This window comes from Kosakonia pseudosacchari (assembly GCF_015167415.1).
In the GTDB taxonomy this organism is placed as follows: Bacteria; Pseudomonadota; Gammaproteobacteria; order Enterobacterales; family Enterobacteriaceae; genus Kosakonia; species Kosakonia pseudosacchari.
This window is the reverse complement of the sequence record NZ_CP063425.1, coordinates 2,698,070-2,722,008: the sequence shown is the minus strand read 5'-3', so window position 1 is coordinate 2,722,008 and position 23,939 is coordinate 2,698,070. Positions and strand designations below refer to the sequence as shown.

Below are 23,939 nucleotides of genomic sequence, written 5' to 3'. Positions count from 1 at the left end.
TCAGGGGCGCAGAATAATACGCCCCAACACGCGGTTTTCTTCTGCGTAGCGGTGGGCTTGCACAACATCCTGCAGGGAAAATTGTCTGTCGATGATCACGCTGAATTTTTTATCCCTGGCATCCATCAGCAGCGCGTCGACGGAATTCCTTGCCTGCTGATGGGCAAGTTCGCGTCCCCAGAATAGCCCGCTAATCGTCTGATTGGCTTGCTGTAATGCCGCCAGATCGGCGTGGGCATTTCCTCCCGCGTTACCAGCCAGTACCACAGTTCCCCATTCACGCAGGCAGGCGATCGATTGTTCCAGTGTCGAACCGACCAGATCGAGGACACCGTCTACGCCGGCTGCGTTTGTTAGCCGTTTAACCTCAGCGACAATATCCTGCTGGCGATAATCCAGCGCGACATCAAGACCGAGTTTTGTCAGGTGGCTCACGCGGGCATCACCGGAAAGCGTGGCGAACACGCGCGCGCCCTGCGCCTTCGCAAGCTGAATGGCGGCAACCCCAACGCCGCCCGCACCGCCCTGAATAAGCACGCTATCGCCCGCTTTGATCTTTAAACGCGAAGAGAGCGCCCAGGCGGCTGTACCAAAACTCACCGGAATAGCAGATGCCGCAACAACATCCAGCCCGTCGGGAATGACCCATGACCATTGCGCTGGCGTAACGCGGTATTCGGCATGCGATCCCGACAGCGCGAGCGTGGCCACACGTTGTCCGGCGTGGCGATCTTTCACCTGCCTACCGACTTCAATAATTGTGCCTGCAGCAGAATAACCGGGAATGCCACCTTGCGCGCCGGGGAAGGCTGTGGCGCGATTAATCACGTCGCCGCCCTCAAGCGCGATGGCTTCTACACGGATCAGCACATCATCAGGACCACAGACCGGTTCGGGGACATCGGTATAACGTAAAACCTCGGGTTTTCCCGGCTGAAAATAGCGTGCGGCTTTCATCGTTGCCTCCTTTTTTACGTCAGGGTGATCATTCCTGCACCGACGCGCGCAGCAACGCTACGTCTGCTTAGGTATAGTCGTTCGCGTGTTCGCAGCGACATTCAGCGCTGTTCCTGTTTTCGCCGCAGAGTGAGTAACGGCGTGACCGAAATACCGTGCACCAGCACGCTCAGCGTCACAATGGTGATGGCGATATCGGTAATCGCCACTGCGTTCTGCAGGCCATGCGTCCAGGCATAGGCAATATAGTTAAGACTGCCGATCCCGCGGATACCTAACCAGCCAAGACTTAACCGATGCAGCACGGATTCACCCGAACGCCATGTCAGCAACCAAACGGCGAGAGGGCGAATGATGATAAACACGGTGAATGCCAGCAGCAGTGCGTGGACATCCCAGTGGCGTGACAGTGTCACACCAAGCACGATCACCAGCCCGGCGGCGAGCAACCGCTCAACGGTATCGCCAAAGGAGAGCGCATCGCCCACCACCAGGCCCACCGATTTGATCGGGTTATGCTCTTCGAGCCCATGCCGGGTATGCGGATTGACCTGCATCTCGGCTGGCAGGTCATGATCCTCCTCGCTGGTGTGGCGTTTTTGGACGCTCATCTCCGCGCTGCGCAGGCCAATACCGGCGGCGAACGCCGCGAGAAAACCGGACGCGCTGAGCATCATTGCCAGCGAAAAGCTCAGGCAAATCAGCGCTAACGCAATAAAATCGCTGGGTGCCACTTCCCCCTGCGCGTGGCGTGAGCGCGTGGCAACCAGACCAATTAACCGTCCGAGAACAAAACCGATACCCAGCCCGCCAATCAGCGCCCAGAGCAGATCGACACTTAACCAGTGAAGCCACTCATCGGCGCTAATTGCGCCGCCGGCTTTTTGCCAGACCAGCGCCAGCATCAAAAAAGGCAGCGCGGTGCCATCATTGAGACCCGCTTCACTGGAGAGCGCGATCCTAAGACGGTCATCATCCTGCGCGTCGTTGATGGCGACCAGGCTTGCCAGCACCGGATCGGTAGGCGCGAGAATGGCCGCCAGCGCCAGCGATAATGGCCACGACAGATTGGCCATAAAATGGGCGGCGAGCATAATCCCGGCGATGGTCAGCAGCATGGCGGGCAGCGCCAGTACGATGCCCATGCGCCAGTAATGCGAGGTCAGCGGCAGGCGGATTTTGAGCCCGGTGATAAACAGTGATGCTGCCATCGCCATTTCGGTTATCCGGCTGGTGAGCGGGGCGTGACGAACAATATCGATGCCAATCAGCCCCAACATCCACGGCCCGCAGGCGATGCCCACCAGCAGATAGAGGCCAAAAATGGGCACCGGGACACGGCTAATCCAGCCGTAAGAGAGAGACATAAACAACAGTAAACAACCCGCCGCAGCGGTCCAGGCCAGATATTCCATACAGCTCCCGAGCAAAATCATCGTCTTAACAGGTATAGCCGCTACCAGAAGATGCGCCAGCAATGAGCTCCCAACGCAAACACGCCGCGTGTCGTGAACGGCGTGTTTGCTGCGTAATGCAGGGGACATGACGCGTGCGGGCTGGGTGCCCGTTTACTCCGGTGCGTTGCTTTCGCCTTGCTGTGATGGCCATTTCCAGTTCTGCACTTCAGGCAGATCTTCGCCATATTCGCGTACATACCGATGGTGCGCGGCAATTTTTTGCGCCAGCTCCTCCAGAATGTCATCCGCTTTGCCCTGTAATGACGGCACGCGCACAATCGCCTCCTGCGCCAGGTGAAAACGATCCAGTTCATTGAGCACGGTCATATCAAACGGCGTGGTGGTGGTGCCTTCTTCCATAAAGCCGTGCACGTGAAAATGACGGTGGTTGTTGCGCTGATACGTGAGGCGGTGAATCAGGCTCGGATAGCCGTGAAAGGCAAAGATCACCGGTTTATCGGCAGTAAAAATCGCCTCGAAGGCCTCTTCGCTCAGGCCATGCGGATGCTGATCCTGGGTTTGCAGCGCCATTAAATCCACGACGTTTACCACCTGAACACGCAGTTCCGGCAGGTAATTCCGTAGCAGATCGACCGCGGCGAGGGTTTCCATGGTCGGCACATCGCCGGCGCATGCCATCACCACATCCGGGGTTTCATCAGGCGGCACGTTGCCGGCCCAGGACCAGATCCCCATTCCTGCGGCGCAGTGTTTTGCCGCCTCGTCGGGATTGAGCCACTGAGGCGCAGGCTGTTTTCCCGCCACGATGACGTTAATGCGATCCCAGGTTTTCAGGCAGTGGTCAGCGACACACAGCAGGGTGTTGGCATCCGGCGGCAGGTAAATGCGCACAATATCCGCTTTTTTATTGGCGACATGATCGATAAAACCGGGATCCTGATGGCTGTAACCATTGTGGTCCTGGCGCCAGACATGCGACGAGAGCAGGTAATTGAGTGACGAGATCGGCGCGCGCCAGGGCAGGTTGCGCGTCACTTTTAGCCACTTCGCATGCTGGTTAAACATCGAGTCGACAATATGAATAAACGCCTCATAGCAGTTAAACAGCCCGTGACGCCCGGTCAGCAGATAGCCCTCCAGCCAGCCCTGGCACTGATGTTCGCTCAGGATCTCCATCACCCGGCCATCGCGCGCCAGTTGCTCATCATAGGGTTTCAGCGGCTCCAGCCAGGTGCGATTCGTTACGTCGAACACTTTGCTCAACCGGTTTGAGGCCGTTTCGTCGGGACCAAACAGCCGGAAATTATCGCGGTTGTGCTCGAAAATCCCGGCCAGATACGCGCCCAGCGCGGCGGTGGATTCCGCCTGCGTTTCGCCCGGTGAGGTCACGTCGACGGCGTAGTGGTGCAGGTCCGGCGTTACCAGTTCCCGGCGTAAGCGGCCACCGTTGGCCCACGGCGACGCGCCCATGCGCTTGTCGCCGACCGGAGCCAGTACCTGTAGTTCTGTTTTGAGTTGTCCCGACGCATCGAAAAGATCGTCTGGCTGATAGCTGCGCATCCACTGTTCCAGCAGTTGCCGGTGCTCATCGTTTTCACGGCATGACGAGACCGGCACCTGGTGCGCGCGCCAGAAATCCTCCACTTTTTTGCCATCGACAGTCTGCGGGCCTGTCCAGCCTTTGGGGCTGCGCAAAATGATCATGGGCCAGCGCGGCACGGTGGTCTGCGCCTCGCCACTGCGCGCTTGTTGCTGATAGTCACGGATGCTGTTCAGCGCCTGCTCCAGCGTTTGTGCCATCAGGCGGTGCATCCTCGTAGGTTCATGGCCGCTGACAAACAGCGGTTCGTAGCCGTAGCCGCGAAAGAGCTGCTGTAAATCATCATCGCTGGTGCGTCCGAGAAGCGTGGGATTAGCAATTTTGTACCCGTTCAGGTGCAGGATCGGCAGCACCGCGCCGTCGCGGGCGGCATTGAGAAATTTAATACCGTGCCAGCTGGAGGCCAGCGGGCCGGTTTCCGCTTCGCCATCGCCAATCACGCAGGCGGCAATCAGTGATGGATTATCGAACACCGCGCCAAACGCATGAGAGAGTGAGTAACCCAGCTCGCCGCCTTCGTTAATCGAACCGGGCGTTTCGGGTGCAGCGTGGCTGGGGATACCGCCGGGGAAAGAGAATTGCCGGAACAGCTTTTTCATGCCGTCGGCGTTCTGGCTTATCTGCGGGTAGATTTCGCTGTAGCTCCCCTCAAGCCAGGTATTAGCCACCATGCCGGGCCCGCCATGGCCCGGGCCGCAAATATAGAGCATATCGAGATCGCGCTGGCGAATGGCGCGGTTGAGATGCACATAGATAAAATTCAGCCCCGGCGTGGTTCCCCAGTGGCCGAGCAGGCGCGGTTTGATATGCTCCGGCCTGAGCGGCTCGCGCAGCAGCGGGTTATCCATCAGGTAGATTTGCCCGACAGAGAGATAATTGGCCGCGCGCCAGTAGCGATCAAGCAGCTGAATTTCGTGGTCAGAGAGAGACGATATCGGTGTCATGCTTTCCTCGCGTCGTCAGAAGGTAAACCAGGCGTTGCCTTTGCAGGCGAACAAATTTCCCTTTAAGCCTGGCACACGGTGTTATCTGGCGACGAAATGAACAGCTTCAGGCTCCCTTTGCCATGGGCGCGAGGACGCAAAGCAGAACGATCAACCCGGTCCTTCACTGCCCGCGGCCAGCAGCGGAACCACCACATCGCTGATGGGGGTGGGAATGCCATGTTTGCGGCCATAGCGCTGCACCACGCCGTTACGGATATCCCACTCCAGCGGGCGGTTCGCCTGGCGGTCGGCGAGAATGGATGTGCCCAAATCAGCCGGCGCACGGTGAAAACCGTCAACAATCTCCCGGGCAACGTTATCGTCGAGCACGGCGCCTTCCGCCCGCGCCACGGTCAGACATTCGCGCAGGTACGTCAGCGCCAGCGCGGTGATATCCTCGCGCGAGAACATGCCGGCGCGGCGATTGGCGAGCACCATCAGACCGGCGACCGCATTTTGCAACAGCTTGCGCCAGGCGATCGAGGTAAAATCCGCTGACAATTCTACCGCGCAGCGTGTGTCGCGAAGCGCTTTCACCACCCGTGCTGCCTGCGGCACATCCGGCAGCGTCAGGCGCGGTTTGGCGCGCAACCAGACGGAGGCATCCGGCTCTCGCTGCGCCGGGAACCAGACGACGGACGGCAGCACGGTTGCGCCGTTAACCAGCGGCGCCAGCTGACTTTTCTGCTCGACGCCATTTTGCAGCGCGCACACAACGGTGTTCTCATCGCATAAGCTGGCCAGCCAACCAGCACTGTCTGCGACCTGGGTGGTTTTTACCGCTACAAACAGCAGATCGAACGGCTTGTGCAGCGCTGCTGGATCGTTCAATACCGGGCCGGGTACCACAATTTCCCCCTCATCGTGGCGCAGAATTAACTGTTGGTGCGCGGTACGCCCGCACAAAACGGGCGCGCGGCCCACTTCATGCAGTGCCGCCGCGATAGTGGTGCCGATAGCCCCCGGGCCAAGCAGCGCAATTGTCGGAAAATCAGACATGGTGAGTTCTCCTGATGTGGTTAACCAATCATTACCGTGCCGGTCGCAATTACCGTGCACGCCAGCACTTTTCTTAGCGTTAAGGTTTCGCCGAGGAACAGATAACCCAGTAGCGCGGCAAACAGGACGCTGGTTTCACGCAGCGCGGAGACAGCCCCCATTGGCGCGGTCGCCATCGCAAAAATAATGATGCCGTAAGCCAGCAGCGAAATCAGCCCGCCGGTGGCCGCACGCACTACACCTGGCCGCCAGCGCAGTAAACTTTTGGCGTCGCGAAGCCCGATATAGAGCGCGGGCATCAGCGCGCCCCATAACGCACTCATCCATACGGTATAGGCGATCGCATTACCCGCAATGCGCACGCCAATACCATCCACCACGCTATAGGCGGCGATAAACGCGCCAGTGGCCAGCGAATATTTCAGACCCGGTAGCGCCAGTCGGCGGCGTTGCAGGGCAAGCAGCAGAATACCGCCGGAAATCAGCGCAATGCCAGCCAGCGCGTTCAGGGCCATTTTTTCGCCGGCAAACAGTGCCGCCGCCGAGGTCACCATCAGCGGTGAAGAACCGCGCGCAATCGGGTAGGTTTGGCCGAGATCGCCGCTCTGATAACTGCGCACCAGACACAGGTTATAGCCGACATGCAGCACCGCTGACAGCAGCGCGTATTTCCAGCTGGCATACGCCGGCAGTGGTAAAAACGGCGCCACGACAATGCAGGTGAGGGCTATCGTCGCGCACATGATGGTCATCGACCATAACCGATCCGTGCCGCCGCGTAAGAGCGTATTCCAGCTGGCATGGAGCAGCGCGGCGAATAATGTCAGCAAAACAAGGTAAGTGGGCATGTATCGATGCTAATCAGCCCACGCCTGGATGAAAAGTGAAGTGTCATCACACCGGCATGAGTAAATACTCATGCTTAGCGATAGTTAAGCTGTGCCTGTTGTGACTCTGCTAACAGCCAGCTGCGGAATGTCACAATGTGCGGTTGTGTTTCGATCCCCTGCGGGCAGACAAAATAGTAGGCGGCGGGCGACGGAAAAGGCAGGTCAAAAAGCCGCACCAGTGAGCCATCGGCAATCTCTTTTTCAACGTGCCCACTGCGCGCCAGCGCAATGCCCTGGCCCAGTAACGCGGCTTCAATGGTCATATTGGTATCGGCGAAACGCACGTTTTCGTGCAGCACGTCGGTGTTGACGCCAACCTGCTTAAACCAGGCGTCCCATTTGGGAACCAGATCGGCGCCATCGCGCGTCAGTAGCGGGTAGCGCAGCAGTTCGGCCGGTTCATCCGGTGTGCCAAAACGCTGCAAAAGCGCCGGGCTGGCAACCGGAAAAAGCTGCTCGCGGAACATAAATTCCGTGTGCAGCGCCGGATAATTCCCGTGACCAAAGCGGATCGCCACATCGGCATCGGTGCTGGCGAAATTAATCGCCTGATCGGTGCTCTCCAGCGTCACCAGAATTTCCGGGTGTAAGCGCGCCAGACCCGGCAAGCGCGGGAGCAACCATTTCAGCGCAAAAGAGTAAGTGGTGTTGACGCGCAGCCGCACCCGGCCTTTTTGCTCACGCAAATCCGCCAGCGTGGTTTCCAGTTTGCTAAAAAATTCACGCACCAGCGGCGCGAGCGCGGCACCGGCTGGCGTCAGGCTGAGGGTCTTTCCGCGTTGAAACAGCGGCAATCCCCAGATTTCCTCCAGGTTTTTCAACTGGTGGCTGACGGCACTTTGCGTTATACACAGCTCGGCCGCCGCCGCAGTAAAGGTGGTGTGGCGGGTTGCCACTTCAAATGCGCGCAGCGTCGCAGTGGGGGGAAGATCACGCATCATACGGTTCCTGTTAATGAGCTAATGCTCATAACACCCTATGCCGAAACCGTGGTGAAAGCTACGTGAAGGGAACAATAAACTGCCGCGATTCAGAGCAGGGTAACGGTGTTGTCTAACCAGTCGGGAAGATGTTCCCGATACCAGCTAAGATAGCGCGGAAGATCGGCTTTCTGCCGTGCAGCAAGTAACGTGACCACTTCGGTGACAATCCACGCTTTGGCGATGGCAATCTCCCGACCGAGTTCACGCGCTGTTGCATGCGCCGAAAGAGGGCAGTAGCGTTCGGCAAGCGCCTGAAAGGCGTCGGTTGTGCCCATCCCTTTTATCAGCGGCGCGAGGTCAATCGCCGGGCTTCCCGTGGAAAAGCGTTCCCAGTCGAAAAGCACCCGCTCGCCGTTATCCCGTCGTCCCCAGTTACCCGCATTGCTGTCGCCGGAAAGTAAACCCGCATGGCGAAAGAGCACCTCGCTGGATTGCTGGAAACGGCGCAGTTGTTGCGAAGCCTGTTCCGGCAATGCCAGCAGCGACAGCGATTTTTCCAGTGCGGAAACTGACCATGTATGCGTGTGATAGCGCCATGACGCATCGGGCGGAAAGCGATGCAAGCGAGCCAGCATGGCTAACGTCTCATCACCTGCCACGGCATCCTGCGAAACCGGGTGGGGAATATACTCAAGCCTGAGTAGACGCCGCGCAGGATCGGCGAATAGCAGCTTTGGCGAGGCAATCTTTGCCGCGTTGAGCCGATGCGCCGCATGTTGATAGAAAGCATACTCGACGTCACTGACCGGATATTTTTCAATGACGCGCTGGCCTTGCTCATCAACAAAAAGCGCCACGTTAGCGGTGCCCATTTTTGATAAATTCTGAGCTGACATCCCTTATTCCTTCCGCGCTGGTCGAGCGTTTCAGTGTAGCCTGGATTGGCGGCGACACTGGCTGAAAGGGCGTGGTTATTCCTGCGTCGCCTGCTCCTGGGCATGCAGGCGAAATTGTCTTGGCGTTAATTGATAGTGCTCGCGAAACGCGCGGCAGAATGTCGATTGCTGCTGGTAACCCAGGTGCAGCGCAATATCAGTAATAGAGCGATGGGTTTCGCGCAATAAGGTTTTTGCCATCGCCATTCGCCGGTAACGGATATACACCCCTGGCGACATCCCGGCGATTTGTTTAAAGCCTCGCTGGAAATGCCAGGCCGAATAACCGGATTTTTTCGCTAACACGCCAAGCGGTAAAGGCTCGGCAATATTGCTCTCTATCCACAGGAGAATATCCTGAATGGTTAAGCTCATCAGATATAACGAGGACTTTTTTCTCATTTCAGTACCTGCTTTTAATGCGCAGCGTTGGGGAGGTCGCTTTATTTCCTCCCCGTACGCAAAAGCGTCACGCGTCACTCTCTTTGCGGGCGCATGTCAGATTATCCGCATCAGCAATCTTCAATAATTACGTAGACGGCATTAAGCGGCCCGTGGACGCCGACGACTTTTATCAGCTCAATATCGGCCGTCGAACTTGGTCCGGCGATAAGATTGATACACGAGGGAAGGGGGGCGCCTTCCTGCACCCGCTGGCGCAAAACGTGCGCCAGTTGCGTGACGCCATACAGCAATCGGCTCTTATAGATAACGAACAACGTTGTGGTGGGAAGCAGGCTGATAGCGCGCCCCTGGAACGGGGAGGAAAAGAGCACCACACCGCCGGTTTCGCACAGACCATACTCGGCGTAGACCACACCAATACTGGCTTGTGCTGCACGACGCAGATTCTCTTCTCCACCCGCTGCGTCCCAGCAATGTGCTGGAAACGCGTTCTGCAAATGCGCGGTAATGCCGACATTCGCAAGCCGGGCGTCGCCGCTAATCAGCAGCGGACCGCCGCCGTACTGGTTACAGATCCGTTCGGCAAGGTGGGGAATTTTCGCCAGCGGAGCCACTTCGCAGTGGGCCTGCATCACCGTGGTCGCATATTCGATAAAACTGTCGCAGGGGTGCTGCTGGATCTGCCCGGCATAGCGGCTGGTCAGCGGCGCGTGTCCGGTAAACTCCAGCGGTTGCGGTGTTTGACGCGGTTCGCGACCGAGCCGTCCGGCAATTTTTTGCATAAACACATCGCGGTTTTCCATCAGCCTTGCTCCCCGTTTTTATGCTGTTTTTGGTGTTTTTTAAACCAGCTACGGAAACTCGCGCCATCGGCATCGGGCAGATCGCGGGCCTCCGTCCACTTGCCAATGGCTGAGATCGTAAAGGGCATCTTGCCGTTGCGGATCATCAATTGGGCGGCGCGCGCGCCAGCGACCATGCCTACCTTCCACAGCCGTGGATGGCGGTTGGCGTAGTTGAACAGGTGTACGGTGTGCTTTTCCATCGCGGGTGTTCTTCCGCTTTCCGCCAGCGTGCGGCGGTGCTCAAGGATCAGTGACGACAGCGGAATGCGCACCGGGCAGACATCATCGCAGGCGGTGCATAACGAGCAGGCATAGGGCAGATTTTTGAAATCATCATAACCGCCGAGCAACGGCGTGAGCACCGCGCCTACCGGGCCGGGATAAATCGAGCCGTAACCGTGTCCGCCAATATGACGGTAGGCGGGGCAGGTATTCATGCAGGCGCCGCAGCGTATGCAGCGCAGGATGTCCTGGAAAGGCGAGCCCAGCACCTGCGAGCGGCCATTGTCGACAATAACCAGATGGAACGATTCCGGCCCGTCGCTTTCCATGCTGCCTTTCGCGCCGGTAAGCCAGGTGTTATATCCCGTAAGACGGGCGCCAACCGCGTTGCGCGCCAGCATGGTCAGGATGATATCCAGCTCCGCGAAGGTCGGCACCACGCGCTCCATGCCCATCACGGCAATATGCGTTTCTGGCACCGTGGTACACAGCCGGGCATTGCCTTCATTGCTCACCAGGCTGAGCGTGCCGGTTTCCGCGACCGCAAAGTTGCACCCGGTGATGCCGATGTCGGCGCTGAGGAAATCTTCGCGGATCTTCTGGCGAATAAAGCGCGTCATGGCTTCCGGGGTTTCGGGGCCGTTATAACCCAGCTTTTCGCGCAACACTTGCTGAATTTGATGGCGATCCCGATGAATGGCCGGAACCACCACGTGCGAAGGGGCATCTTTGGCGAGTTGCAGAATATACTCGCCCAGATCCGTTTCCACCACCTCCATGCCTGCCGCTTCGAGCGCGGCGTTCATGCCAATCTCTTCGGTCACCATCGACTTCGATTTAACGATTTTGCGCGCCTGTTTTTCCCGGGCAACCTGCAAAATATAGCGGGTGGCATCTTCACGCGTATCGGCAAAAAAGACGTGACCGCCATTCGCGCTGACCTTTTCGCTTAACTGGTAGAGATAGGCATCCAGATTGTCGAGAACATGGGCGCGAATTTCAGCGGCGCGGGAACGCCAGTCGGGCCAGTTTTCCAGTTCATCGACCATTTTCTGCCGATTAATGCCAATTCGATCCTGCGCATTCGCCACCGCATGGCGCATCACCGGATCGTCAATTTGCTGTTGTACCCGGTCATAAAAAGGAATATTGCTGGTTTTTAGCGACATAGTGTTTCCTTAGCGGCTCATCAGCACATCAGCGATATGCAGCACGCGCACATTCTGGCCTTCACGCTGTAAACGCCCGCCAATATTCAGCAGGCAACTGGCGTCCGCGCCGATCAGGTAATCCGGTCTGGCTTGCATGATATGCGCGACCTTTTCCTTCACCATCTCGCCGGAAATTTCGGCCATTTTGACCGAAAACGTACCGCCAAAACCGCAGCAGGTTTCCTGGGCGCCAAACGGCACAATTTCCAGATCGCGCACCGCACGCAGCAGTATGAGCGGTTCATCACGCACGCCGAGCTTGCGAAACAGGCTGCAAGAGGGGTGATAGACCGCCCGTCCTGGCAGGCGCGCGCCGACGTCGGTTACGCCAAGCTGGTTAACGATAAAGGAGGTCAGATCAACCATGCGGCTGGCCACCTTTGCGGCGCGCATCGCCCACTCAGGTTCATCGACCAGCCAGTCGGCATAGTGGCGGATCGCGTTCATGCAGGAACCGGCAGGCGAGATAATCGGGTAGTCGTTGATTTCCAGCGCCGCAATCTGCGCTTTCATGCCCGGCACGGCGTCACGAATGTAGCCGCTATTAATTGCCGGTTGACCGCAGCAGCCCTGTTTTTCAGGAAACTGAACATGGCAGCCTAACTGTTCGAGTAGCAGGACACTGTTTCGCGCCATGCGTGATTTAAGCGCGTCCCCAATGCAGGTAACAAAGAAATTTACGTTCATATTATTTAGCTTCCAGCGAAGATAACAGCATCGTGTCATTTTTCGTTTCAGGCAGGCGTTGAGGCGTGTGTGCTTGCCTGTTTCATCGTCTCTTTAGCGCGCCACGCGCAGCCCGCCGGTGACGCCGCGGCTTAATACGATTTGCCAGAGCTGGATATTTCTGGCGCGAAACGCTCCCGCACAGGCGGTGAGGTAATAATTAAACATGCGATGAAATTGCGTGGAGTAATTGCCCGCTATTTGCGGCCACGCCTGATTAAAACGGCGATGCCAGGCCATTAATGTTTTATCGTAATCGGCGCCGAAATTATGCACATCTTCAATAACAAAATAGGGTTCGCTGGCTTCAGCAATCTGTTTTAAAGAGGGCAGGCAGCCATTAGGAAAAATGTATTTATTGATCCAGGCATCGACATTATGCAGGCTCTTATTCGAACCGATGGAGTGCAGTAAAAAGAGACCATCCGGCTTCAGGCAGCGATCCACGGCGTTAAAATAGGTTGCATAGTTTTTCGGGCCGACATGTTCGAACATGCCGACGGAGACGATGCGGTCATAGCGTTTATCCAGATCGCGGTAATCCTGCAACAGGATGCGAATATCCAGCCCTTCGCTGTGGCTTTCGGCGTAGGCTTTTTGCTCTGCCGAAATGGTGATGCCTTCAACGCTGACACCGTAATGGCGCGCCGCGTATTCCGCTAAACCACCCCAGCCGCAGCCAATATCCAGCAGCGTCATGCCAGGTTTAAGCTGCAGTTTTTCACAGATCAGCGCGAGCTTATCTTCCTGCGCGGCACAGAGTTCATCGGCGTTTTTCCAGTAACCGCAGGAGTACTGCATATGGGGATCGAGCATGCGGCTAAACAGATCGTTACCAAGATCATAATGCACTTCGCCCACTTGCCAGGCGCGGCGACGGGACTGCGGGTTGACGAGACGCGCCGCGGCAATGCGCATCAGGTCGGCGAAACGCGCCGGGCGCTGCTCATCAAGCCTGGCGCGCAGCAGCTTGTCAAAAAACGCATCAAGCTGTTTGCAATCCCACCAGCCCTCCATATAACTTTCACCGAGCCCGAGTGAACCCTGCTGCAATACGCGCCTGAAAAAACGCGTGTCATGCACGCGGATATCCCAGGGTTCGGGGCCGTTAATCCTGATGCCTGCCTGCGACAGCAGTTCCTGGACGATCCGCAGCCAGTGGCCGGGTTTACTGATCACCTCGACGGTACATTCGTTTGCCATCATCTTTCCTTCAACGTAACGTGCGCTCAGCCGGTAATTCCCCCGTTATTCACTGCCCGTCAGTGCGAAAAAGGCTTATCGCTCAGGCAGCTGGCTGGTAAATTGTTCACAACGGGTGAAACAGAGTTATGACCCGTTCATTATTCAGGAAACCCGTTTTGCCTGCGCTGTGCTATCAAGACAAACTTCATCGAATAGAGGTCAGGTTGTTATGTGCTCTAAGCTTGTGTTACCGCCTCGTCAGCCCATTAGCGGCCAGCCCGCGCCGGTGCTGATGGCCTTGCCTCGCCCGGTGTACTTTCGCAGTTACCCTTTACGGGGCGATACAGGCGTGGACATGCATGAGCATCCTTTCGCGGAGTTTCTCTATGCGCGCGAGGGCAGTATGCGGGTGGAAATTGAAGGGAAGACGCTGGTGGTGCCCGTGCTCTACGGTGTCTGGATCCCGGCTCGTGTGCCGCACCGTCTTCTTGCCGTCAGCGACGTATTGCTGGAAAGCCTGTATGTGGAGGCCGATTTTGCCACCATCCCCTTTAGCGGCAGTAAGGTGGTGGTGGTGAGTGATTTTGTGCGTGAGTATATTCACTACGCCACGCAAAACGTGCCGGAAAAGTATGAGGATGCAGGTGATGACGCGCAGCTGGTGCAGGTGCTGATTTCCCTGCTCAGACACTTACCCGATGCCGGATTATCGGTCTCCTGGCCGGTATCGCCGTTGCTGACAAAAGTTTGCAGCCAGATCCAGAAAACGCCCGGCGACGCGCACAGCATTGAACAGTGGGCTTCCTGTAGCGGTATGTCGGTGCGCACGTTTTCGCGCCGTTTCAAAAAGGAGACTGGCGTGGCGTTCAGCGAATGGAAAAAACGGGTGCGCTTGCTGGAATCCGTGGTGAGGTTAAAAAACAAGCGCAGCGTTACCCAGGTGGCGCTTGAACTGGGTTATTCAAGCCCGGCCTCGTTTACCTTTGCATTTCGCGCCATGTTCGGCGTGCCGCCAACGCGCTATTAATTCGAAACCACGCTTATTCAGCAGCACGCCCGCCGGGTCTTAATCATACTGCCGCGCTTGGCGATCGCCGGAAAAAAAGCGGCGTAACCACCAGGTCAGAAGGGCCAGCAAGGCTATGGCGCCAAGTACGGCAAACGCCACGCTCCAGGAATACTTTGCTGCAATCGTTCCCGCCATCGCGGGGCTGAATGCGGCACCGATGCCCTGCAACAACATGATAAAGCTCTGCCCGGCGTTGGTATGCCCACTGCCTTCCAGCAATTTAACGATATAACCGGGTACCGCCACGCCCAGCAGCCCTGCGCCCACGCCATCGAGTATCTGAACCGGGATCATAAAAAGCGGCCCGGCCGAGAGGCTGGCAAGCGCCGCGCGCAGCGGCAGAACCAGTAACGCTGCCGTGATCAGCAGCGGGTAACCATATCTCCCCGCCCTGGCGGCGGCGAATAAGGCGACGGGAATCATCACCAGCTGCGAAATAATGACCGTCGCCGCCGCATACACCCCGGCGCTCATTTCCCCGCCGGGTGCGGAGGCCACCCGCATACTGAGCATTGGCAGCAGCGCAGCGTTAGCCAGATGAAACAGCATCAGCGTCACGCCAGTCGCGATGAGGGCAGGGTGAGTGATAATCGCCAGCAGGCGGGGGGCTGTCGCCGGATCGTCGTCGTGACGAAGACCCCGCGCGGCGCGGTTATCAATATCGTTATTGCGAACAGCAAACACCGCGAGCGTTGCGCATATTGCCATGCCGGTCATCAGAATAAAGACGGCATCAGTGCCGAAGTACCACACCAGAATGCCCGCCAGTATCGCGGCGCTCATATTTCCGCCGTGGTTAAACGCCTCGTTTCTGCCCATCTGCTGGTTAAACCCTGACGGGCCGGTTAAGCCAAGCGTAATGCCCATTAGCAGCGGCGCGATAAAAGCGGCGGCTATGCCGGTGACAAGCTGTGAAAAACCGACAACAAAAAACGTCGGATACGCCCAGAGTAACAGCGTGGCGGCGGTGATCAGCAAACCGCAGGCGACGAGGAGCCCTCGCTTATGCCGCGTGGCGTCAGCGACCAGCCCGGAAGGCAGCGTCGCCATCAGGCCCGCCAGACCACCGGCCGTCATCATCCAGCCAATGTTGTCGGCTTTCCAGTGATGTTCAGTGAGATAGATCCCCAAAAAGGGGCCAAGACCGTCCCTGACATCCGCCATGAAAAAGTTCACTAAACAGAGTGCCTGTAGCGAGCGTAACGGCATAGAAACCCTTTTTATGTGCATGCTGCGTTCCTGAAGTCCCGGTTTTCCGCATCCTGAAATTGCAGCGGATGGCAGACAAAACAGATGCCTTCGCGAGCACCTGCGAGGAGGGATAATAATCGGCTTTCACGTCAATTGTGTGATACCTATTTGTAACATTCTGTCGTGCAGGCGAAGGGAATGATGAATGGCGGTCGAAGGCAAAAGTGCGGTAAGCCTGCATCATCACTGTGGCTGACGATGCAGACAGTGTTTAACGGCTATGCCAACAAAATCACGCCCCAGACCACGGCGACCATCAGCAGCGCCGTGGTCTGGGCTGCACTGCCCATATCCTTTGCGTTTTTTGAAAGCGGGTGGTGTTCCAGTGAAATACGATCGACCACCGCTTCGATGGCAGAATTGAGTAGCTCCACTAGCAGGCTGATCAAGCACATGGCCAGCAGCAGCGCTCGTTCAACCCCACTGACGTTGACAACCAAAGCGCTAACCATCAGCACACTATGTAAAACAAGAAGCTGGCGGAACGCCGCCTCGCCGTACACGGCGGTAAGAAAACCGTCGCGCGAATAAATCAGCGTACTGAAGATCCGCGCGATCCCGGTTTTGCCATGGGAATATTTGCCGGTCGCGCCGGGGCCTGACGATTGCATGGGCATCTCCTGAAAAATGATGGGCTTGCGCAGTATGCAAAAAGAGATGTCAGGAAATTGTCAAAACCTTACCGGAAACAGCAATCTGTCGAAACATCGCCGTGACGGGCTAATGCGCGGGCTGCATATCCAGCGTAAAACGGCACCCTTTATCTGAGCTTTCGACCGTCATACGCCAGCCAAGATGCTCCACGATGCGTTGCACAATCGATAAACCGAGCCCTTCGCCATTTTGCTGCGTGCCGGAGTGAAAGCGCTGAAAATGGCGCGGATCGATACTCGACGGCAGGCCGGGGCCGGTGTCAGAAATGGTCAGGGTCACGCCATGCAGCGCCAGACGAATTTCGCCCTCTGCGGTGTACTGGCAGGCATTGCGCAGCAGGTTCCAGAAAACGCTGCGCGCCAGCTCAGCATTGGTCGGTATGTGGATCTGCTCCGCGGCGTCCAGTATCAGTGCGACGGGCTTTTTTGCCAGCCAGGGGTGGCAGCGCGCGATGCACTCTTCGAGTAAAGGGCGAAGCGCAACCTCGCTGCGGGGCAGGGTTTGCGGATCGCGCGAAAGCAGCAACAGGCACGTCAACTGGCGTTGCATCTCCTGGGTGGTGCGCACGATCCGCTCCGCGCCAGGTACAAGATGGCTGTCGGCAGGTAACTGGTACACGATCGTTTCTGCCGCACCGCCAATGATCGCCAGCGGTGTGCGCAATTCATGACTGGCATCGCCGACAAAGCAGCGCTCACGCTGGAGAAAGCGCTCCAGCTCATCGCTGTGCCGGGCAAACGCGCGCGCCAGCACGCCGATTTCATCATTCGCGTCCTGGAAAGGTAACGGCTTTTGATTGCGCTCGACGGCATTGGCCAGCCGCGTGATGGGAACGGTAACGCGAGCCGATGTTAACCGACCAATCCAGAAAGCGCCCAGCACGCACAACAGCATGATAAGCGGCGCGAAACCGTCAATCATCCACTCCAGCCAGGCGTAACGGTTGCCATCCTGCAACAGGTAGTAGCGCTGGTTATGCAGCGTGAATACCAGCAAGTGCTGTTCGTCAGGTGCTTTCAGCCGGTGGTAGCCTGGCGTGTACTGGCGCAGCGTATCGGGCGCGGTCCGGGCGTGATAAAGCTGGCTGCCTTGCGGCATGGACGGAAGCGTGCCGCTGGCAATCGCCTCTTCCAGACGGGGAGCTTCAGCGCGCAGGCTTTCTGCCATCACCCTGGCGCGGAGTTCGTCGTAGTCGAGTTGTTCGGCCACGACCACAAACGCCATGACGGCGACCATCAGCAGCACAAACGAAACGGTAATGCGCGTATTGAGCGTCATCTGCTGGTAAAGGGATTTCATAATGGATGCGCTGCCCCTGATGATTATTCTGCGCAAGCCCCCCCGGGCTTGTGCAGGCGTAAACCGATGCCATGGACCGTTTCTATCAGTGCAGATGTGAAGTTTTTGTCAACCCGCTGGCGCAAGTCATGAATATGGGTGCGCAATGCACCGCTTTCCGGCGGTTCGTCGCCCCACAGCAGGTACTCCATCTCCTGCTTTTTGACGACGCCGGGTGCGGCGCGCATCAGACTCAGCAACAATTTGTGGGTGGTGGGCGTCAAATTGATGGTCTGGCCTTGCCGCCATGCCTGCGGCGCACGGGTATCCACCAGCAGATCTTCCCAGCTTAGCGTGCCTTGCACCTGCCGCCCCTGGGCGCGGCGCACCAGCGCCTGGATACGTGCGTCCAGCTCTTTAAGGGAAAAGGGTTTTACCAGGTAATCGTCCGCGCCCAGCGCAAAGCCCTGCACGCGGTCATCTACCGGGTCGCGCGCGGTCAGCATGAGCACCGGCACCGGGTTCTGGTATTCGTGGCGAAGTTTGCTGCACAGCGTCATGCCATCCAGGCGCGGCAACATCAGATCCAACAGGATGGCATCGTAGTCATTCTGCGTGGCCATACGCAGGCCGGTGGCACCATCACGCGCATCATCCAGCACGTAGCCCAGCGGCTCAAAGAAGTCGTACAGGTTGGCCACCAACTCAGGGTTATCTTCGATAATGAGCAGGCGAGTCATAGAAAACCGGCATTGTGAAAAAGGAGCCGGCTACCTTAACAACTTCCTGACACCAGGGCGTTGATACTGCGCACATTTCTAACCCATTGAGAATTGCGCATGTTTCAACGTCTGTCGTCGTTTCGGTTCAACCCGGTGCAACTGACCTGGGTCGCCGCTCTGTTCTTCACCACTTTTGGCAATATTGCGCTGTGGCAAACGCTATGGTCCAACGTTGAGATCACTAGCCTGCACACTGTGCTGTTTGTTATCAGCCTGCCGCTGTTCCTGTTCTGCTTTTTTAACGTGTTGCTGACACCGGTCATGATATTGCCGTACTTGCGTAAGCCCCTGCTGGCGGCGCTGGTCGTTATCAGCGCCAGTTGCAGCTATTTTATGCTGCGCTACAACGTGCTTATCGACCGCAGTATGGTGCAAAATTTCTTTGAAACGAATCAGGCTGAACTCACTTCGTATCTTTCTGTTCCGCTGGTGCTTACCCTGCTTTTTTTAGGTGTGTTACCTGCGGCGGCGATGGTGTCGCTGCCTGGCAAAAAAATCGGCCGTCCCTTACAACACCTGTTCTGGTGGCTCTGCCATCTGGTTGTGACATTGACCCTGTTTGCCGCCGTGACGCTGGCGTTCTACAAGGATTACGCTTCGCTGCTGCGCAACAATATGCAGATAAAAGACCAGGCGCTGCCGTTTAACATTGTCCGCAATACCAATGGTTACCTGAAACGGAAGTACAGCGTGAAATCGCAGCCGTTGCGCACGGTGGCGGAAGATGCCACGCGTACGGCGGCGGGCGAGCGGCCAAAACTGGTGATTGTTGTAGTCGGGGAAACCGCACGGGCGCAGAACTTCCAGCTTAATGGGTATGCGCGCCCGACCAACCCGATGCTGTCGCAGCGCGAGGACATCATCAGCTTTCAACATGTCTCATCCTGTGGCACGGCGACGGCCATTTCGCTGCCGTGCATGTTTTCGCGTATGACGCGTTCGCAGTACAACGACGTGCGCGCCGCGACGGAAGAGAACCTGCTCGATATTTTGCAACGCACCGGCATCCATATTCTCTGGCGTAACAATAACAATGGCGGGTGCAAAGGTATTTGCGAGCGCGTGCCCACCGATAATATGCCCGCGCAGAACATTGCCGGCCTCTGCGTCAATAAAGATGGCACCTGTTATGACGAGGTGCTGTTGCACCAGATCACGACGCGAATCGATGCCATGGCAGGGGACGCACTCATTGTGCTGCACCAGATTGGCAGCCATGGACCAACCTACTTCGAACGTTACCCGCCGGAGGCCAAAACGTTCAGCCCTACTTGTGATAGCAATCAGATTGAGAAGTGCAGTAACGACGCGCTGATGAATACGTACGACAATACGCTGGTCTACACCGACCGGATGCTGAATAAAACCATCAAGGTGTTGCAAGGCTATGCAGCACAGCGCGACGTGGCGATGATTTACGTTTCCGACCACGGGGAGTCGTTGGGCGAGCGGGGGATGTACCTGCACGGCACGCCTTACATGATTGCGCCCGATGAGCAAACGCATGTCCCGCTGGTGATGTGGCTTTCCCCCGCGTTTGCCCGGCATTCAGGACTTAATCTCGCTTGTCTGCGCAGCAATGCGGATAGCACCCGCTATAGCCATGACAATCTCTATCACTCGATTCTCGGGCTGTTTACTGTGCGAAGCCACGTTTATCAGCCCGGACTGGATATCTTTGCCGGGTGTCGAAACGCGATGCCGCGTCAATAACGCGGCTGCCAGCACGGTTGATTAACAGAGGTAGAACGGCTGCTCGTCTGGTTGTTGGAAAATCCGGCCCGCTGCGGTGTGTTGCCAGCACATTCACCGCAGCGGGTGACGCCAGTCCGTCTCTTTCTGCTCTTTTTGGGATATAGTAGAAAACGCTCTTTTTGTAACAGGTGGCACTGGCAATGGCTTTGATCCCAAAAAACTACGCGCGGCTGGAAAGCGGTTATCGTGAGAAAGCACTTAAAATTTATCCGTGGGTGTGTGGACGCTGTTCACGCGAATTTGTTTATTCCAATCTGCGCGAATTAACGGTTCACCATATCGATCACGACCATACCAATAACCCCGAAGATGGCAGCAACTGGGAGTTGTTGTGTCTGTTTTGCCATGACCACGAACACTCGAAGTACACGGAGGCCGATCAGTACGGGACAACCGTGGTGGCGGGCGAAGACGCGCAGAAAGATGTTGGCGCCGCAACCTATAACCCGTTTGCCGATTTAAAATCGCTGCTGAACAAGAAAAAATAGTGCCAGCCACGTTTGCTTCTGCCGGCAAAAATCAGCGCTGTGCAGGTCGGTAATCTGTCGTCAGGCGTTGCTGTAAATATGTGTGCTTAACAGGTTTTGCCCGCAAGTTCAGATAAGGATCTCCATGATTAACGTCAGCAAGCCTCTTCTGGCACCGCCTCTTCAGGTCGGAGACACCATCGGTTTTTTCTCTTCATCCGCACCGGTAACCACCACGGCACCCCATCGGTTTAGCCGTGGAAAACGCTTCCTGGAGGAGAAAGGGTTTCGTCTTAAAGCCGGTCGGCTGACCGGCAAGTCTGATTTCTATCGCTCCGGCACGATTGCGGAGCGAGCGCAGGAGTTCAACGAACTGATTCGCGATCCGTACATTCGCTGTGTGATGTCGACAATCGGGGGGAATAACAGTAACGCCTTGCTACCGTTTATTGATTATGACGCCCTGAAAGCAGACCCTAAAATCATCATCGGTTATTCCGATACCACCGCGTTACTGGCGGGGATTTATGCGCAAACGGGGTTAATTACCTTTTATGGCCCGGCGCTGGTTGCTTCTTTTGGTGAGTTTCCGCCTCTGGTTGATGAAACCTATCGCGCTTTTAGTGAAATACTTTGCACCGGGCATCAAGGTTTCTACGACTATGTTTTACCGGAAAAATGGACGGATGAACGGCTTAACTGGAATGATCCAGCGCCGGTACGGGCTAAAACACTGTATGCGAATAACTGCCGGTTTATCGGGCAGGGGGTAGAAAAAGGGCGCGTTATTGGCGGTAACCTTAATACCTTATCGGGGATCTGGGGGAGCGAATGGATGCCTGAAATCCGATCCGGTGACATTCTGTTCATTGAAGATAGCTTAAAAGACATTGCCACGGTTGAACGTTCATTCGTAATGCTGAAACTCAACGGCGTGTTTAAAAAAGTGCGTGCGATTATTCTTGGCAAACATGAATTATTCGATAACGCGGGAAGCGGCCGTACGCCTTACGATGTATTGCGGGAAGTGTTAGGTGACGAAAACGTTCCTATCGTTGATGGATTCGATTGTTGCCACACGCATCCGATGCTGACACTGCCCCTTGGTGTGACACTCAGCATCGATTTTGTCAATCGCAAGGTTTCCATCGTCGAACCCTGGCTATCAGAGAGGCAATAAGCCGCCACCTGTTTATGACGGCGCCGCGAACCGTGCCCGCCGCAACAGGTGGGCACGTACTGCATAGTGTAATCGTCAGAACGATTCCCAGTCAGTGCCTTGACCGGTCGACGTTGCGGGTTTCAGATCAACTTTGCGGTGATTCGCCGCTGGCGTGTATTTGGGCTTAGCGGTATCGGAACGCAGTTTGAACACGGAAACCAGTTGCGCCAGCTGTTCAGCCTGTTGCTCCAGTGATGAGGATGCCGCAGACGACTCCTGAACCAGCGCGGCATTCTGCTGCGTTGTGGAATCCAGCTCGGTGACCGCTTTACCAATCTGATCGATACCTCTGCTCTGTTCTTCCGACGCACTGGAGATTTCGTTCATAATGCCACTCACGTTAGTGACAGAAGAGACAATCTGCTCCATGGTCGTCCCGGCTTTGTTGGCCATTTCTGAACCGGTCACCACGCGTTGTACGGACTCTTTAATCAGACTTTCGATCTCTTTAGCGGCCTGAGCGCTGCGCGATGCAAGACTTCTGACTTCTCCCGCCACCACGGCAAAACCGCGCCCCTGTTCACCTGCGCGCGCCGCCTCAACGGCTGCGTTTAGCGCAAGGATATTGGTCTGGAAAGAGATACCATTGATGACGCTGATAATATCGGTGATCTTGTTTGAGCTTTCGGTGATCGTCTCCATCGTGCTGACGACATCCCAGACAATTTTCCCACCGGAACGCGCATGTTCCGCCGCCAGCCCGGCGAGCTGGCTGGCTTCGCGCGCATTGTCGGCATTACGCTTAACCGTTGAGGTCAACTCTTCCATGCTTGCCGCCGTTTCAACGACGGCGGCAGACTGCTGTTCAGTGCGGGAGGCCAGATCCGTATTGCCTGCTGAAATGTCCGAAGATGCATTAGCCACGTGAACGACCGACTCTTTTATTTGGGTGATCATTTCGCGAAGCTTATCGTTCATCACACCCATGGCCAGCGTCAGGCGACCCAGTTCATCTTTTGACTGCGGCTCAATGGTGGCGGTCAGATCACCTTCGGCAATACGTTCAGCCAGCGTCAGGTTGTGTTTTATCTGCCGCGTCATTTGCCGCGTAAGCAGCCAGGCGACCAGTAACCCCGTCAGGACGGCGCAAAGGGCAACCCCCCCCATGATGATCATCACCCGCTGAATGATATCGATATTTTTCTGCGTCTGGCCTGTCACTAAATCCGAGGTAACGGTATTAATTTTTTCGGCAACGCCGGTCAGTTCCGTCGCCGCCTTCTGCGACTCTTTTAACGCAGCGGCATACGCCGTGACGTGCCCCTGCAGGCCGCTAAGAAATGCCTGCGCCATCGCTTTGTCTTCAGGGGTAAACGCAGCATTTTCAGCATGAAGCAGTTTCGTCGCTTCATCATATTGGCGGGCAAAAATGTCCACTCCTTGCTTACCCGCGGATGACTGGATTTCATACGCCGTCGCCCAAATCGTATTGAGGCGATTCAGCAATGCTATCTCGTTTTGGGTGGTGGTTTCCTGCTGCTCAAGGCGGGTACTGAATTGATCGAGCAGGGTTTTCATATCAGCCGATGTCAGGTTTTTGGACTGCTCTACGGTCACTTTTTCCAGCTTAACAAACGTGTCCCGGTGTGTGGCGTAATCAGGGATAGTGCTGCGCAGTTCATCAAACAACACGCGGGCGTCATCGTCCCAGGTGTAATCCAGACCCGTAATCGCTTTCTGATCCATTTTGGCAATGGCGACTTTGTTCGCCTCAAGGGATTTTTCATCGTGGTTTAATTGGTACGTCAAACGGTTACGCCGTGCGGTATTTAACTCCGTACTGATTTCATTGATGAGTTTTCCTTTCAGGGCATGGTCGCGGATATTGCTGGATTGCTGAATGCTGATAAGTGAGGACAGAACAATGATAATTATCAAAACCGCAAATCCACCAAACAGCTTGGCAGCGACGGGCAGGTTTTTTATTGACGGTAACAGCTTTGGCATAGAGGTATCCTCAATAATAATTCTTAATATTCAAAAGACGGTTTCATTTTCACTTCTTATCAGGTTGCAGGTGTCTTCACGCCTTAATAGGACGCTGGAAATAGGGCTTATCAAATTACTTATCGACAATTGCCGCACTTTTTTTAATGAAAAAAAAGAAAAAATTACCGGCGGAGGATATATTTTAAATAAATGAAAGATATTGCATGATG

General features: G+C 56.3%; 22 protein-coding genes. 5 read left to right on the top strand and 17 right to left on the bottom strand.

What is annotated here, in order from left to right:
* From IP581_RS12765 to cfa, 12 genes are all read right to left on the bottom strand, one after another.
* Positions 1-957, bottom strand: a complete 957-nt coding sequence (locus IP581_RS12765; protein WP_193820548.1) for a quinone oxidoreductase family protein — start codon at positions 955-957, stop codon at positions 1-3.
* Between the two features lie 101 nt (positions 958-1,058).
* On the bottom strand, positions 1,059-2,372 hold the full coding sequence (locus IP581_RS12760; RefSeq protein WP_193820547.1) for a cation:proton antiporter: 1,314 nt from the start codon (positions 2,370-2,372) through the stop codon (positions 1,059-1,061).
* 153 nt (positions 2,373-2,525) lie between these two features.
* On the bottom strand, positions 2,526-4,919 hold the full coding sequence (locus IP581_RS12755) for a phosphoketolase family protein (protein WP_193820546.1): 2,394 nt from the start codon (positions 4,917-4,919) through the stop codon (positions 2,526-2,528).
* Between the two features lie 150 nt (positions 4,920-5,069).
* A complete protein-coding gene (locus IP581_RS12750; RefSeq protein WP_193820545.1) occupies positions 5,070-5,960 on the bottom strand; it encodes an oxidoreductase in 891 nt (296 codons plus the stop codon).
* A gap of 20 nt (positions 5,961-5,980) precedes the next feature.
* On the bottom strand, positions 5,981-6,808 hold the full coding sequence (locus IP581_RS12745) for a DMT family transporter (RefSeq protein WP_193820544.1): 828 nt from the start codon (positions 6,806-6,808) through the stop codon (positions 5,981-5,983).
* A gap of 74 nt (positions 6,809-6,882) precedes the next feature.
* Positions 6,883-7,788, bottom strand: coding sequence for a transcriptional regulator GcvA (gene gcvA, locus IP581_RS12740; protein WP_193822696.1), 906 nt, complete (start codon positions 7,786-7,788; stop codon positions 6,883-6,885).
* Between the two features lie 92 nt (positions 7,789-7,880).
* Entirely contained in the window at positions 7,881-8,669 is a 789-nt protein-coding gene (locus tag IP581_RS12735) for a phosphotransferase family protein (protein ID WP_193820543.1), read from the bottom strand.
* Positions 8,670-8,744: 75 nt separating this feature from the next.
* Entirely contained in the window at positions 8,745-9,110 is a 366-nt protein-coding gene (locus IP581_RS12730) for a helix-turn-helix transcriptional regulator (RefSeq protein ID WP_086874212.1), read from the bottom strand.
* A gap of 110 nt (positions 9,111-9,220) precedes the next feature.
* Entirely contained in the window at positions 9,221-9,916 is a 696-nt protein-coding gene (locus tag IP581_RS12725) for a LutC/YkgG family protein (protein WP_193820542.1), read from the bottom strand.
* A complete protein-coding gene (locus IP581_RS12720) occupies positions 9,916-11,349 on the bottom strand; it encodes a LutB/LldF family L-lactate oxidation iron-sulfur protein (protein ID WP_193820541.1) in 1,434 nt (477 codons plus the stop codon). Before IP581_RS12720 ends, IP581_RS12725 begins: the two co-directional genes overlap by 1 nt.
* Before the next feature lie 9 nt (positions 11,350-11,358).
* Positions 11,359-12,078, bottom strand: coding sequence for a (Fe-S)-binding protein (locus IP581_RS12715; RefSeq protein WP_193820540.1), 720 nt, complete (start codon positions 12,076-12,078; stop codon positions 11,359-11,361).
* A gap of 93 nt (positions 12,079-12,171) precedes the next feature.
* Complete coding sequence (gene cfa, locus IP581_RS12710; RefSeq protein ID WP_193820539.1) at positions 12,172-13,320, bottom strand: cyclopropane fatty acyl phospholipid synthase; 1,149 nt, start codon at positions 13,318-13,320, stop codon at positions 12,172-12,174.
* Between the two features lie 337 nt (positions 13,321-13,657).
* On the opposite strand from cfa, the gene IP581_RS12705 reads away from it, so the two are divergent.
* Complete coding sequence (locus IP581_RS12705; protein WP_228007763.1) at positions 13,658-14,329, top strand: AraC family transcriptional regulator; 672 nt, start codon at positions 13,658-13,660, stop codon at positions 14,327-14,329.
* A 39-nt stretch (positions 14,330-14,368) separates the two neighbouring features.
* Here the strand turns inward: IP581_RS12705 and IP581_RS12700 are convergent, their stop codons facing one another.
* The 4 genes from IP581_RS12700 to IP581_RS12685 all read right to left on the bottom strand — a co-directional run bounded on the left by IP581_RS12700 (position 14,369) and on the right by IP581_RS12685 (position 18,294).
* Positions 14,369-15,601: an MFS transporter gene (locus tag IP581_RS12700; RefSeq protein WP_407659108.1), complete on the bottom strand. Its 1,233-nt coding sequence runs from the start codon at positions 15,599-15,601 to the stop codon at positions 14,369-14,371.
* 239 nt (positions 15,602-15,840) lie between these two features.
* Complete coding sequence (locus IP581_RS12695; protein ID WP_193820537.1) at positions 15,841-16,233, bottom strand: diacylglycerol kinase; 393 nt, start codon at positions 16,231-16,233, stop codon at positions 15,841-15,843.
* Between the two features lie 109 nt (positions 16,234-16,342).
* On the bottom strand, positions 16,343-17,575 hold the full coding sequence (locus IP581_RS12690) for a sensor histidine kinase (protein WP_193820536.1): 1,233 nt from the start codon (positions 17,573-17,575) through the stop codon (positions 16,343-16,345).
* 23 nt (positions 17,576-17,598) lie between these two features.
* Entirely contained in the window at positions 17,599-18,294 is a 696-nt protein-coding gene (locus tag IP581_RS12685) for a response regulator transcription factor (RefSeq protein WP_097399670.1), read from the bottom strand.
* 99 nt (positions 18,295-18,393) lie between these two features.
* On the opposite strand from IP581_RS12685, the gene IP581_RS12680 reads away from it, so the two are divergent.
* From IP581_RS12680 to IP581_RS12670, 3 genes are all read left to right on the top strand, one after another.
* Positions 18,394-20,049 carry a phosphoethanolamine transferase gene (locus IP581_RS12680; protein WP_193820535.1) on the top strand — a complete coding sequence of 552 codons (1,656 nt, stop codon included), beginning with the start codon at positions 18,394-18,396 and terminating at the stop codon, positions 20,047-20,049.
* Positions 20,050-20,231: 182 nt separating this feature from the next.
* Positions 20,232-20,579 (top strand): HNH nuclease YajD, encoded by a 348-nt coding sequence (gene yajD / locus IP581_RS12675; RefSeq protein ID WP_086874221.1) that lies wholly within the window; start codon positions 20,232-20,234, stop codon positions 20,577-20,579.
* Between the two features lie 124 nt (positions 20,580-20,703).
* Positions 20,704-21,738, top strand: coding sequence for a S66 family peptidase (locus IP581_RS12670; RefSeq protein WP_193820534.1), 1,035 nt, complete (start codon positions 20,704-20,706; stop codon positions 21,736-21,738).
* A gap of 75 nt (positions 21,739-21,813) precedes the next feature.
* On the opposite strand, the gene IP581_RS12665 is transcribed toward IP581_RS12670, so the two are convergent.
* The gene (locus IP581_RS12665) at positions 21,814-23,727 is read right to left on the bottom strand and encodes a methyl-accepting chemotaxis protein (protein ID WP_193820533.1); all 1,914 of its coding nucleotides are present in this window, start codon (positions 23,725-23,727) and stop codon (positions 21,814-21,816) included.
* On the opposite strand from IP581_RS12665, the gene IP581_RS12660 reads away from it, so the two are divergent.
* Positions 23,645-23,923 carry a hypothetical protein gene (locus tag IP581_RS12660; RefSeq protein ID WP_193822742.1) on the top strand — a complete coding sequence of 93 codons (279 nt, stop codon included), beginning with the start codon at positions 23,645-23,647 and terminating at the stop codon, positions 23,921-23,923. The two genes, IP581_RS12665 and IP581_RS12660, sit on opposite strands and share 83 nt — an antisense overlap.
* Positions 23,924-23,939 lie beyond the last annotated feature (16 nt).